This is a genomic window from Massilia sp. Masssp94, from assembly GCF_059491305.1.
Genome location: NZ_CP168501.1, coordinates 3813564 through 3825322 on the forward strand (window position 1 = coordinate 3813564; position 11759 = coordinate 3825322).

Sequence of the window (11759 nt, forward strand, 5' to 3'; positions counted from 1 at the left end):
TCCCGCTTTCGCGGGAACGACGGTGTTCAAGCTATTCGTTTTCCTCATACGGATCCGGATACCCCAGCGCTTCCATGATGTCGCGCTCGAGCTGTTCCATCTCCTCCGCTTCCTCGTCCGTCTCGTGATCGAAGCCCTGCGCGTGCAGCACCCCGTGCACGACGAGGTGCGCCGCGTGTTCCTCGACCGTCTTCTTCTGCTCGTCCGCTTCGCGCTGCAGCACGTCCGTGCACAGGACGATGTCGGCCTGCGTCGGCTCGTCGTCGGCGATTTCCGCGCCCTCGTTGTACGCGAAGGTGAGCACGTTGGTGGCGTAGTCCTTGCCGCGGTATTCGCGGTTCAGCGTCTGGCCTTCCTCGGCGTCGACGAAGCGGATCGCCAGCTCGGCCGGGCCGAGGAGGGCGCCACGCACCCAGCGCTCCACCAGTTCGGGCGTGATATCCGCTTCGAGGCGGGTGTCGGGGTACTGGACGTCCAGTTCGAGGTTATGCTTTTTTTCTTGCATGGCGGGTAGCGGCTGGTTTGGTCAAAGTGCCCGGGAGTGCGCCGAGTTCCTGCATCGACGCGGCCTTTTCGTAGGCGTCGACGATGCGGGCCACCATCGGGTGGCGCACGACGTCGGCGCTGGAGAACTGGGTAAACGCGATGCCGCGCACGTCCTTCAAGACGTGCATGGCGTCGACGAGGCCGCTGCGCTGCGTCTTGTGCAGGTCGACCTGGGTGACGTCGCCCGTGACGACGGCCTTGCTGCCGAAGCCGATGCGGGTCAGGAACATCTTCATCTGTTCGGCCGTCGTGTTCTGCGCTTCATCGAGGATCACGAACGCGTGATTCAGGGTGCGGCCGCGCATGAACGCGAGCGGCGCGATCTCGATCACCTGTTTCTCGAACAGCTTCTGCGTGCGGTCGAAGCCGAGCAGGTCGTACAGCGCGTCGTACAGCGGGCGCAGATACGGGTCGACCTTCTGCGCGAAGTCGCCCGGGAGGAAGCCCAGGCGCTCGCCCGCTTCCACGGCCGGACGCGTCAGGATGATGCGCTTGACGGCGTCGCGTTCGAGGGCGTCGACGGCGCAGGCGACGGCAAGATAGGTCTTGCCGGTGCCGGCCGGGCCGATGCCGAAGCTGATGTCGTGTTCGAGCACGGCCTTCAGGTACTGGATCTGGTGCGGCGTGCGGCCGCGCAGGTCGTGGCGCCGCGTCTTGAGCATCGGGCTGACCAGTTCCTCGTCGTCGACCTCGTCGGCTTCTTCCGTGACGGAGGCGCCGGGTTCCTTCGGCGGCGGCGCTTCGGCGTCGGCGGACTTGGGCTTCAGCCCGGCGCGCTGTTCGACCAGCGCCAGCTGCACTTCCTCGATCGGCACGACCTTGTCGGCCACCGCGTAGAAGCGTTCGAGCAGCTCGACGGCGCGTTCGGCATTGGTCCCGCTGACGATGAATTTCTCGCCGCGCCGGAAAATGGTCACGTCGAGGGCGGCCGAGATCTGGCGCAGGTTTTCGTCGAGCGGGCCGCAGAGGTGGGCGAGCCGCGTGTTATCGAGCGGCTCGGGGAAGAAGTACGAAGGCTGGGTAGGCGTTTTCAACTGGCTTTGGCAATCGTATCAATGCGGGCGACCAGGTCGCCGCGCAGGGTGTAATCCAGGCTCTCGGTGATGCGCACGTCGACCAGCTGGCCGATGAGCGCATCGCTGTCGTCGCCCGGGAAGAAGTTGACGACTCGGTTGTTCTCGGACCGCCCCTGGAGTTCTCCGCCGCCTTTTTTGGACGGGCCTTCCACCAGGATGCGCTGCACGGTGCCGACCATGCTTGCGCTGGTCTTGCGGGTGTTGGCGTCGATCTGCGCCTGCAGGCGTTGCAGGCGCGCGAGCTTGACCTCGTGCGGGGTGTCGTCCGCCAGGTTGGCGGCCGGGGTGCCGGGGCGCTTGCTGAAGATGAAGGAAAAGCTGTTGTCGAAGCCGACATCTTCGACGAGCTTCATCATCGCTTCGAAATCGGCGTCCGTCTCGCCCGGGAAGCCGACGATGAAGTCGGACGAGATCGAGATGTCGGGCCGCACCGCCTTGATGCGGCGGATGATCGATTTGTATTCCAGGCCCGTGTAGCCGCGCTTCATCGCCTGCAGGATGCGGTCGGAGCCGTGCTGCACGGGCAGGTACAGGTGGTTCACCAACTGCGGAATCTTCGCGTACGCGTCGATCAGGCGCTGGGTGAATTCCTTCGGATGGCTGGTGACGAAGCGCAGGCGCTCGATGCCGGGGATCTCGGCCACGTATTCCAGCAGCAGCGCAAAATCGGCGATTTCGCCCGACTCCATCGCGCCGCGGTAGGCGTTCACGTTCTGCCCCAGCAGCATGATTTCCTTGACGCCCTGCGCGGCCAGGCCGGCGACTTCCGTCAGCACGTCCTCGAAGCGGCGCGAGACTTCCTCGCCGCGGGTGTACGGCACCACGCAGTAGCTGCAGTATTTGCTGCAGCCTTCCATGATCGACACGTAGGCGACCGGACCCTCGACCTTGGCCGGGGGCAGGTGGTCGAACTTTTCGATCTCCGGGAAGCTGATGTCGACCTGGGCCGCGCCCGTGTGGCGGCGCAGCTGGATCATCTGCGGCAGGCGGTGCAAGGTCTGCGGGCCGAACACCATGTCCACGTGCGGCGCGCGCTTGACGATGGCTTCGCCTTCCTGCGACGCCACGCAGCCGCCCACGCCGATGATCAGGTCGGGCTTGGCGCGCTTGAGTTCCTTCAGTCGGCCGAGGTCGGAAAACACCTTTTCCTGCGCTTTTTCGCGCACGGAGCAGGTGTTGAACAGGATCACGTCGGCATCATCCGGCGTGTCGGTACGTACGAGCCCATCGGACGCGCCCAGCACGTCCGCCATCTTGTCCGAGTCGTACTCGTTCATTTGGCAACCGAAGGTCTTGATGAATACTTTTTTCTGCATGGAATGCTTCTAAGTGCTGATGCTTTGACAAGTGGAATGCAGTTTACCGTAAATCGGAAACACGCCGAAAAAGCGGTGCGTGGGGCCGTGCGCGTCGACATTCGGTGCTGCGCGGAATTCAAGATTTTCTGATGGCAACAATTCTACAGTCGGTTACATTGTTAAATCTTGAATTTTTCTTTCTAGCTGTTATCTTTAAAGTTGCCGATTCGACTTGAATTAGTTTCTTCTTGTAAATCAAGGAGATCGTGTAGCTCGGCAATTGCAAAATTAGTCCAAAAAAACACTTGCGTGCGCCACAATTTGTCACCATGTGCTGAAATGACTATGTGACAAGCTTTCCACAGGTTAGCTTGATTTCGGCCAATGAATTTCGTGCTCAGGTCGAGTGTGAGCCCGACATATGAGTTTGATAATTTGTCCGAAAGACAAGTGCATGTGGGAAGCGGGGAGTGCAAAAACCGCAGCGGCGACGGCAGTTCGGTCGCGGCGCCCGGACAGGGTTCCAACGCTGCATTCGTTTTTCGCTTCCCGCCAAGGGAGCGCACGCGGTCCGGAGATGCGCCGGCCGATATGTCAGGTGGATGCCTGGTCAGTCGGTCTCGCAATCCGGGAACTTATGTTGATGAAACTTAGTCATTAAACACGGTTCGTAAGAGAACTATTTTAACCATTTACGAGGTCATCATGGCACATCACGCTTTGTCATCACAGGAAAGCTACAACCCGAACCACCTGCTGGACATTCTGCTGGGCAAGATGCAGCTGAAGAACGACGCTGCGCTGTCGCGCATGCTGGAAGTCGCTCCGCCGGTGATCAGCAAGATCCGCCACCACCGCCTGCCGGTCGGCGCCTCGCTGCTGATCCGCATGCACGAAGTGACCGGCATGAGCATCCGCGACCTGCGTGACCTGATGGGCGATCGCCGCACCAAATATCGCCTGTCGGATGCCCAGGGCCGCCCGAAGCCTGAGGAAAAAGCTGCACAGCAAGCTGCTCAGCAGGCTGCGCAACAGCAACAAGCTCAGTCGCAAGCTCAGCCAGCGCAATCGAACGACGCATCGTCTTCGACAAAGCCGTCGGGAAACTATGCGCACTGATGCCGCAGGCATGACAGCCGGTCCTGTCATGCCTTCGGACAGACCCGGCAGCGAAGCAACCCTTCGCTGCCGTCACGATCGATCATCCTGGGCTTGATCGGCCCTTTTCAAGCCATCAGGATGGTCGACATTTCGCCGAACTGCAGTTCCGTTTCGCGGAACAGGTGCAGATAGGCTTCTTCATTCAATCCCATCGCATCCCAGGCCACGCTGGATACGCGCGGCACCAGTTCCTCGTCGTCGCCGGCCAGGTCGAGTGCGTGCACGATGGCGTTGGCCACGTGCACGATCGTTGCCAGGAACCCCGCGCCGTGGATGTCGGGCGCGTGGTGGTACGCGATCGCCTGGCGCATGGTGCTCGAGAAATTCCAGTGGTCGGCCAGTGCGACCCCCGCGTCGACGTGGTCGATACCGAGGACCGCCTGTTCGGCGTCCTGCCAGTCGCCGCCGTGGTGCGCGTGCCAGGCCACGACCTGGGCATAGGCGTCCGGATGACCGGTCACCAGCACGAGCCGGCCGATGTCATGCAGCAGACCGGCCGTGAAGGCGATGTCCTGGTTGAAACGCATCCGGCGCGCCAACGCACGGGCGCACGCGGCCGTGGCGATCGAATGGCGCCAGAACGCCTTGTCGTGGAAGCCCTCGCAGCGTCCGCTCGGGAAGCAACCCGTGATGGCGGCCGCCGTGATCAGGTTGCGCGTCGTCTGGAAGCCGAGGAACGTGATGGCTTGCTGGATCGTCGTGACCTTCACTTGCAGGCCATACGTCGAGGAATTGGCCAGACGCAACGTTTTTGCGGTCAAGGCCTGGTCGTACGACACTTTTTTTGCCAGCACCGAGATGTCGATGTCTTCCTGCTCTATGCTGCTGAGCAATTCCATGACGACGGCGGGCAGCGACGGCAAGTCTTGCACGCCGGCGGCCAGTTGTTCGGGTGTCAGGCGGTTCATGGGTTCACCTCGCGCTGCAGGCGGTAGTCTTCCACGTAGCGCCGCAGGATCCCGGTGGCCCAGTCGCCGAGGTCGTCGCGGTCGTGCTTGCGGAAGATGTGATCGAGCCGTGCCTGGACCGCTTCCGGATCGATGGGCAGCGGTTCGGGTGTCGCCTGGAGGATCGGCAACATGTCGATGCCATGCCGTCCCAGCGACGCCAGCATGGATTCGGTCAGCACAATGCCCTGTGCCAGTAACACATTGCCTTTCCCGTCGCGCACGACGTCGGACAACACCATGCCCGGTCGGGTCTCGGCCAGCGGCGTCAGGTGGAAAGGACCGCTCATGCTTCCCTCATTTAATTTAATTTTTACAATGGATTGAATATTACCATCCGGTAAGGAGGGTGTGAGCGCCTGCGGGCCCCGGTGTTGTAAGCCGGTGTCTTAATGCTTATCTAATTCGGGCGCCGTACCATGCCTGGATGACTAGAAAACGCTACATTGTTTTATTAAGAGGCGTAAATGTCGGGCGGGCGAAACGCATCGCCATGGCCGACCTGCGCAAGCTGATCGCGGATCTCGGCTACGAACACGTGCGAAGTCTCCTCAACAGCGGCAACGTCGTGTTCACCGGTCCGGCCAAGCCACATGACACGGTCGCGGCCGAAATCGAGGAAGCGCTCGTGCTCAAGCTCGGTGTCGCATCCCGCACCGTCGTGCTCAGTTGCGATGACCTCGATGCGATCATTGCTTCCAATCCCTTGCTCGACCAGGCAACGGACCATTCCCGCCTGCTGACGTTCATTCTCGCCGGACCCCATTCGCGCGAGGCCGTCGAAACGCTGTGCGGCCAGGACTGGCGGCCGGGGGCGATGGCGCTGGGCGAGCGCGCGGCCTATGTCTGGTGCCCGGAGGGCATTCTCGACAGTCCGGTCGTGGCCGCACTGGGCAAGAAACTGGGCGATGCGACGACAACGCGCAATTGGGCGACGCTGAGCAAACTCCATACGCTGTGCCAGGAATTGCCGGCCTGAGCTGCAAACCAGGAAAAACGGCGCCTTGCGGCGCCGTCGATCAACATTTCCGCGTCATGCGGAAAAGTCTTTCTTTTCCTTATTTGAATTTCTCGCTGCTGTCACGGCTGGCCCGGTAACCGATCAGGATCAGGCCGACCAGCATCATGGCAAACACTTCCGGTTCCGGAAGTTCGGACATCGAAGGGGAAGGCGGCGCCACCACTTCGTTGTGATTTACCGTCGACAGATCGGTCACGCCCCGCATGCGCAGCACGGCGTGACTGTTGTCGAGGTCAATGGCGGCAGCCTGGACGGCGCCACCCATCAAGAGACTGAGCGTTGCGGCAAGTGCGTATCGTTTCACGGTCATTCCTTATCCATGCATCGTCTGACTGTGGGGTACGTAATCCGCATGACCGTTGGCGGCGTCATGCGGATGATCCCAGCATAGCAAAAATGCGCCATGCATTGCGTCCGTTACGTGCCGTTAAAGCACGATAAACAGATGGCAAAATTAATCATTTTTAAATAAAACAAATGCAATTAATTAATCGATTGGCTATTGATAAAACGCTAAATACGAGACAACTTATTGCGATTTATTTATTGAATGTATGGGATGGACAATGAAATCTGATGTCAATTTGATCAGCCGTGTTGCGATTCAAAATTTTTTCACCGCACGGTATACACGTCGCTTTTCTTTGCGAGTATAGTCTCCATATCCCCATTGCCTTCGGGCATCAAAACAATATCAAACGCACACGTTTGAATACCCCGCGGTCCCCGCACCGCCGCCTTTCGCGTCCGCTCGGCACTCCGGAAGGCACGTAATAACACATGCCGTATCACGCACCTTCGACCTTGTAAGAGTACCGATATGCCCAATTTTGCTCGACTTCAAATTGCTTTTAAGAATGTTTATGTCCGGATTCTGACCGCCGTACTGCTCGGCGTGCTGACGGGCTGGGCAATCTACAAGGCCGATATCCCGCAAGATCCGTCGCCGGTCGTCTACTCGCAGAATATCTCCGAGATCACCCAGCTGGCTGCCCAGAAGGATCGTCTCGACTACCTGCTCGTCGCGAAGCCGCTGTCGGATTCGCCGCGCTATATCTACAAGTACAAGGATGCGCCGCAACTGCACGTGGTGAAGGTGCCGAGCACGTCGCACCTGTCGCTGGAGCGCGAAGTGCTGCTGAAGAACGCCATCCCGTATTCGATCGCCAAGGATGAATACCTGGCGTCGCACAAGGCCGTCCTGCAGGACGAAGGCGAAGGCGTCGGTGCCGACATCGTCGACTTCCTGAAGCGCCATGCGCTCGACATCACGGTGCTGCTGGTGATCCTGTACGCCATGAAATTCGGTATCCCGGGCATGGGCATGAGCAGCCAGATGATCACGCCGGACAAGCTGAAGGGCAGCCTGGACGACCTGATCGGCATGGAAGACATCAAGCAGGAAGTGCTGCACCTGGAAGACATGATCCGCAACCGCGAGTTGTACAAAGAGCACAACATCGACAAGCCGTTCAACGTCATGCTGACGGGGCCGGCCGGTACCGGTAAAACCAAGCTGGTGGGCTACCTGGCCAAGCGCCTCGACATCCCGCTGATCCAGGCGTCCGGCTCGGCGCTGGAATCGGGCTACGTCGGCGGCGGTTCGAAGGCGCTGAACGCCCTGTACCGCAAGGCGTCGGGCAAGGGCCGCTGCATCATCTTCCTGGATGAAGCGCAAAGCCTGTTCATGCCGCGCGGCCGCAGCGAAAAGAAATGGGAAGACGACACCGCCAACACCCTGCTGGGCCTGCTGGACGGCGTCAAGAGCGACAAGGGCCAGGGCGTGATCTGGGTCGTGGCCTCGAACTTCGACGATGCGTCGACGGACATGGACGAAGCCATGCTGCGCCGCTTCTCCGTGAAGATCAATTTCCGCCTGCCGAACAAGGGCGAGCGCAAGGAACTCCTGCGCAGCTTCCTGTCACGCAAGAAAGAAGGTCTCGTGGACTGGAACGACCTCGATCTGGACCAGGTCGCGGAAATCACCCAGAACCTGAGCCCGGCACTGCTGGAGACCGTGGTCGAGCGCGCGTCGATGATTTCGATCCAGGAAAAGGCGATCATCAATACCGATTTGCTGTTCCGTGCCTACGAGCGTGCCACGATCGGCCTGACCGACCGCGCCACGACGGCCGAGAAGCTCAAGCAGCGCGAGCGCATCGCCGTGCACGAACTGGGCCACTTCTTCATGCAGATCGACCCGTTCCTGCGCGCCGGCATGAGCCTGAGCGAGGTCAAGGAAAAGTCGCATCTGCTGAAGATCAGCACGGAAGCGGTGTCCAAGATCGGTGCGCTGGGTTATGTGCTGCAGTCCGGTGAGGACATGTCGCTGCGCACGCTGGAAGAACTGGAGCGCGACGTGATCGGCCTGTACGGCGGCGTCGCGGCGGAGGAATTGTTCTACGGCGCACGCGGTATCTCGGTGGGTAGCCAGAACGACATCGAAAAGATCACGAAGATGCTGAGCCTGATGGTTGGCCGCCTGTCGATGTATTCGCGCGCCAAGATCGACTACAGCCAGCTGCAGAACGACGCGTCGGGCGAGCACACGCTGCGCCAGGTCGAGGAGAAATCGGACGAGCTCTATAACTACACGCTGAATTCGATCCGCGACTACGAAGAGGTGATCGTGTCGATCAAGGACACGCTGCTGGAGCAGTACGTGCTGTCGAAGGATGCCGTGTTCGCCCTGCTGGAAGAGCACCAGGACGCGCTGATGGCCGGCCTGAACGCGCCGCGTCACGCCAGCCTGAAGCTGTGCGCCGAAGAGGCAGCAGTGGCCTGAAAAGGTTTGGTGGTAGGGCACCTCGAAAAACCGTCGCGAGCGGCAGCAGATTTTGTTGAGAAGCGCAGCTGTACGAGAGTACAGCGAGCATCGCAGACGGAATCTGCAACGCGTAGCAGGTTTTTCGACGTGCCCGGTTGTTTGATGGTCTTGAGGTGATACTCAAGTTAATGCGGCGGACAGCGATGTCCGCCGTTTTTTTTATTCCGGCTTTTGCACGACGCGGATCTTGCCGCTGCCCCCACCGCCGCAATAAAAACGGTCGACGCCGTCGGACTCGAGACCGGATACCAGCACGCCGGGCGGCATGTCGACGGTTTGCAGCACGTCGCCCGTGCGCGGATCGACCCGGCGCAGGTCGCTCTGTTCGTTTTCCCAGGTCGCGTGCCACAGCTCGCCGTTCAGCCACGTCACCCCCGTGACGAAGCGCTTCGATTCGATCGTGTGCAGGATCGCGCCGGTCTCCGGATCGAGGCGGTGGATCTTGCGCGCGCGGTGCTGGCCGATCCACAGCGAGCCTTCGGCCCACGTAAGGCCCGCGCCGCCGCCTTCCGGCGTCGGGATGCTCGACAGGACCGTGCCTGTAGCCGGGTCGATCTTCTGGATGCGGCTGTCCGCGATCTGGTACAGGTAGCGGCCGTCGAAGGCCGTGCCTGCATGCGCCTGGACGGCAAGTGAGCGGCGCAGTTCGCCGCTGGCCGGATCGACGGCATTCACGTGGTCGCCGGACGCGAACCACAGTTGCTTGCCGTCGAAGGAGACGCCGTGCACGCCGGGCTTGTTGTCGTAGGGTCCGTATTCGCGGACGATGTGGGCGGTTGTCGTTTTCATGCGGTCATTCTAGGGAACGCCGAGTGCGGTCGGGAGTAACAAAGTTGTCGCGAAACCGGGCAACGGCAGCATCGACCAGCGGCGCGCGCGGCCCTGGCCGAACGCCTGGATCTTGCCGCTTCCCGCCAGCGCTTCCAGCGAACGCTGGATGGTGCGCTGGCTCGTGCCCAGTGCCAGCGCGAGCGCGGAACTGGACCACGCCTCGCCGTCCGCCAGCAGGGCCAGCACGGACGCGTGGTCGTCGTCGCCGGGCCGGACGAGCACGGCGACGTCGTGGCCATCGTGCGGCACCAGTTGAAAACCGCGCGGCGTGGCGCGCACGCCGGCGACGCCGCGCAGTAACGTCCGCAACCGGCCCATCTCGACGCGCAGGCGGGCGCGGTGCGTCTCGTCCGGATGGCGGATGCGGAAGGCGGCCAGTATCAACGTGTCGCGCGCGGCATCCTGCGGCCAGGCCTCGGCCAGCGTGCGGACCAGCGCGAACAGGATCGGGCGCCGGGCCAGCGGGATAGCCGTGCCGAGGTGGTGCACGGCGTTCAAACAGCCGTCGACGACTAGTGCCGTGGACGACATCAGCCGCTCCACCTCGTCGAGCAGTACGTCGCGCGGGCCTTCCGGCGTGACGAGCCGCGCCGCCGGCGCATCGAGCAGGCGCGCGGCCCATTCGATCTCGGCGCCCAGCGCGGCGATGCCGGCGGCGCGCGCGTGGGCGTCCGCGCGGGCGAGCGCTGCGCGCGCCGCGTGGGCGCGCATGCGGCGCATCGCGATGCCGGCCGCGGTGAGCTCGTGCGCGGCACGCAGGGCGCGCGGCAGGCCGGCCGGGTCGAGCGCGGCCAGACGCTGCTCGGCGTCAATGAGGCGGCCCGTCAGCAGCAGGCGGCGGATCTCCAGGTAGCGGGCATGCGCGGCATTGGTGTGGTCGCCATGCGCGTCCAGCGTGCGCTGCGCGTCGGCGAGCAGCGCCGTGCAGGCATCGAGGTCGCGCACGGCGAGTGCGATCTCGGCCTCGGCGAGCAGGCAGCGGGCGCGCGCCACGGCTTCCTTCGCGCCGAATCCGCGGGCGGCGCGGCGCACCAGCTGGCGGGCGCGCGCGAGATCGCCCAGCTGCGCCATCGCGATGCCGCGCAATGCGAGCGCGGGCGCGTCGTCACGCAGGGCGACGCGGGAGAGGGCGCCGAGCGGGTCGCCGTGTGCCAGCGCCAGGGCGGCCGCCGTGATCATCGAGTCCATCGGAATCGCGCCAAATTTGTCACTCTCGCAGGGTGGTAGGTCGTCCCTAATATAGCACCGCACCTTCAACCAACAGGAGAAAACGATGAGCACTCATCAAGCGGGAACCCGGGACGAATGGCTGGCCGCACGCCTGCGGCTGTGGGAAGCGGAGCGCGAGCTCACGCACCGCAGCGACGAGCTGGCGCGCCAGCGGCAAGCGTTACCCTGGGTCCGCATCGACAAGGATTACCGCTTCGAGACCGAAGCGGGCAACGTGGCGCTGGCCGACCTGTTCCAGGGCCGGTCGCAACTGCTCGTCTACCATTTCATGTTCGGGGTCGACTATACGGCGGGCTGCCCATCCTGCTCGGCGATCGCCGACGGCTTCAACGGCATCGCCACGCACCTGGCCAATCACGACGTGCTCTTGACGTCCGTGTCGCGTGCGCCGCAGGCGAAACTGCGCGCGTACAAGGAACGCATGGGCTGGACGTTCCCGTGGGCGACTGCGCTTCCCGGCGAGGCGGATTTCAACGCCGATTTCAACGTCTGGTTTTCGGAGACGCAACAGCGCGAAGGCGTCATCGAGTACAACTACCGCCGCGAGCCGCCGCTGCCGCTGCCGCTGCCGCTGCGGGACGGCACCAGTCCCGCGGCGCTGCAGGCCGTATCGACCGGCACCGACCTCGCCACCTACACGCGCGAGCGTCCGGGCCTGAGCGCCTTCGTGCAGGAAGACGGCGTCGTGTACCACACGTATTCGACGTACGCGCGCGGCCTCGACGCGCTGTGGGGCATGTACCCATGGCTGGATCGTGCACCGAAAGGCCGCAACGAAAAAGGCGTCTGGTGGCGGCGGCACGACGAGTATCCCGTGTGATC

Annotated in this window: 12 protein-coding genes; 4 read left to right on the forward strand and 8 right to left on the reverse strand. The window is 62.6% G+C overall.

Translation table 11 applies throughout. The features are described 5' to 3' along the window. Positions 1 to 31: 31 nt before the first annotated feature. The 3 genes from ybeY to miaB are packed head-to-tail and all read right to left on the reverse strand — an operon-like array spanning position 32 to position 2938. A complete protein-coding gene (gene ybeY / locus ACEN9G_RS16955) occupies positions 32 to 505 on the reverse strand; it encodes an rRNA maturation RNase YbeY (protein ID WP_413337402.1) in 474 nt (157 codons plus the stop codon). After that, positions 486 to 1580, reverse strand: coding sequence for a PhoH family protein (locus tag ACEN9G_RS16960; RefSeq protein ID WP_413337401.1), 1095 nt, complete (start codon positions 1578 to 1580; stop codon positions 486 to 488). The genes ybeY and ACEN9G_RS16960 overlap by 20 nt, the downstream gene beginning before the upstream one ends. Next, positions 1577 to 2938 carry a tRNA (N6-isopentenyl adenosine(37)-C2)-methylthiotransferase MiaB gene (miaB, locus tag ACEN9G_RS16965; protein ID WP_413337400.1) on the reverse strand — a complete coding sequence of 454 codons (1362 nt, stop codon included), beginning with the start codon at positions 2936 to 2938 and terminating at the stop codon, positions 1577 to 1579. The genes ACEN9G_RS16960 and miaB overlap by 4 nt, the downstream gene beginning before the upstream one ends. Before the next feature lie 687 nt (positions 2939 to 3625). Between miaB and ACEN9G_RS16970 the strand changes: the two genes are divergently transcribed. Further along, entirely contained in the window at positions 3626 to 4039 is a 414-nt protein-coding gene (locus ACEN9G_RS16970) for a hypothetical protein (protein ID WP_413337399.1), read from the forward strand. 107 nt (positions 4040 to 4146) lie between these two features. Here the strand turns inward: ACEN9G_RS16970 and ACEN9G_RS16975 are convergent, their stop codons facing one another. Together ACEN9G_RS16975 and ACEN9G_RS16980 are read right to left on the reverse strand one after the other, a co-directional pair. Next, positions 4147 to 4989, reverse strand: a complete 843-nt coding sequence (locus tag ACEN9G_RS16975) for an HDOD domain-containing protein (RefSeq protein ID WP_413337398.1) — start codon at positions 4987 to 4989, stop codon at positions 4147 to 4149. Beyond that, entirely contained in the window at positions 4986 to 5318 is a 333-nt protein-coding gene (locus ACEN9G_RS16980; protein ID WP_413337397.1) for a hypothetical protein, read from the reverse strand. Before ACEN9G_RS16980 ends, ACEN9G_RS16975 begins: the two co-directional genes overlap by 4 nt. Positions 5319 to 5521: 203 nt before the next feature. Between ACEN9G_RS16980 and ACEN9G_RS16985 the strand changes: the two genes are divergently transcribed. Continuing rightward, positions 5522 to 6007 (forward strand): DUF1697 domain-containing protein, encoded by a 486-nt coding sequence (locus ACEN9G_RS16985; RefSeq protein ID WP_229411994.1) that lies wholly within the window; start codon positions 5522 to 5524, stop codon positions 6005 to 6007. Positions 6008 to 6086: 79 nt separating this feature from the next. Here ACEN9G_RS16985 and ACEN9G_RS16990 read toward each other — a convergent pair whose 3' ends face one another. Then, a complete protein-coding gene (locus ACEN9G_RS16990) occupies positions 6087 to 6359 on the reverse strand; it encodes a hypothetical protein (protein WP_413337396.1) in 273 nt (90 codons plus the stop codon). 510 nt (positions 6360 to 6869) lie between these two features. Here ACEN9G_RS16990 and ACEN9G_RS16995 point away from each other — a divergent pair. After that, positions 6870 to 8834 carry an AAA family ATPase gene (locus tag ACEN9G_RS16995; RefSeq protein WP_413337395.1) on the forward strand — a complete coding sequence of 655 codons (1965 nt, stop codon included), beginning with the start codon at positions 6870 to 6872 and terminating at the stop codon, positions 8832 to 8834. A 201-nt stretch (positions 8835 to 9035) separates the two neighbouring features. Here ACEN9G_RS16995 and ACEN9G_RS17000 read toward each other — a convergent pair whose 3' ends face one another. Further along, positions 9036 to 9665 (reverse strand): Vgb family protein, encoded by a 630-nt coding sequence (locus tag ACEN9G_RS17000; protein WP_413337394.1) that lies wholly within the window; start codon positions 9663 to 9665, stop codon positions 9036 to 9038. A 9-nt stretch (positions 9666 to 9674) separates the two neighbouring features. Beyond that, positions 9675 to 10895 (reverse strand): helix-turn-helix domain-containing protein, encoded by a 1221-nt coding sequence (locus tag ACEN9G_RS17005; RefSeq protein ID WP_483126777.1) that lies wholly within the window; start codon positions 10893 to 10895, stop codon positions 9675 to 9677. Positions 10896 to 10980: 85 nt separating this feature from the next. Between ACEN9G_RS17005 and ACEN9G_RS17010 the strand changes: the two genes are divergently transcribed. Then, positions 10981 to 11757 (forward strand): DUF899 domain-containing protein, encoded by a 777-nt coding sequence (locus ACEN9G_RS17010; protein ID WP_413346162.1) that lies wholly within the window; start codon positions 10981 to 10983, stop codon positions 11755 to 11757. Positions 11758 to 11759 lie beyond the last annotated feature (2 nt).

What these genes read in the sequence shown, in the direction of transcription:
- ACEN9G_RS17005 (WP_483126777.1), bottom strand. Translation starts at nt 10,895, where the DNA reads ATGGACTCGATGATCACGGCGGCCGCCCTGGCGCTGGCACACGGCGAC.
- ybeY (WP_413337402.1), bottom strand. Translation starts at nt 505, where the DNA reads ATGCAAGAAAAAAAGCATAACCTCGAACTGGACGTCCAGTACCCCGAC.
- ACEN9G_RS16985 (WP_229411994.1), top strand. Translation starts at nt 5,522, where the DNA reads ATGGCCGACCTGCGCAAGCTGATCGCGGATCTCGGCTACGAACACGTG.
- ACEN9G_RS16980 (WP_413337397.1), bottom strand. Translation starts at nt 5,318, where the DNA reads ATGAGCGGTCCTTTCCACCTGACGCCGCTGGCCGAGACCCGACCGGGC.
- ACEN9G_RS16990 (WP_413337396.1), bottom strand. Translation starts at nt 6,359, where the DNA reads ATGACCGTGAAACGATACGCACTTGCCGCAACGCTCAGTCTCTTGATG.
- miaB (WP_413337400.1), bottom strand. Translation starts at nt 2,938, where the DNA reads ATGCAGAAAAAAGTATTCATCAAGACCTTCGGTTGCCAAATGAACGAG.
- ACEN9G_RS16995 (WP_413337395.1), top strand. Translation starts at nt 6,870, where the DNA reads ATGCCCAATTTTGCTCGACTTCAAATTGCTTTTAAGAATGTTTATGTC.
- ACEN9G_RS16975 (WP_413337398.1), bottom strand. Translation starts at nt 4,989, where the DNA reads ATGAACCGCCTGACACCCGAACAACTGGCCGCCGGCGTGCAAGACTTG.
- ACEN9G_RS17000 (WP_413337394.1), bottom strand. Translation starts at nt 9,665, where the DNA reads ATGAAAACGACAACCGCCCACATCGTCCGCGAATACGGACCCTACGAC.
- ACEN9G_RS16970 (WP_413337399.1), top strand. Translation starts at nt 3,626, where the DNA reads ATGGCACATCACGCTTTGTCATCACAGGAAAGCTACAACCCGAACCAC.
- ACEN9G_RS17010 (WP_413346162.1), top strand. Translation starts at nt 10,981, where the DNA reads ATGAGCACTCATCAAGCGGGAACCCGGGACGAATGGCTGGCCGCACGC.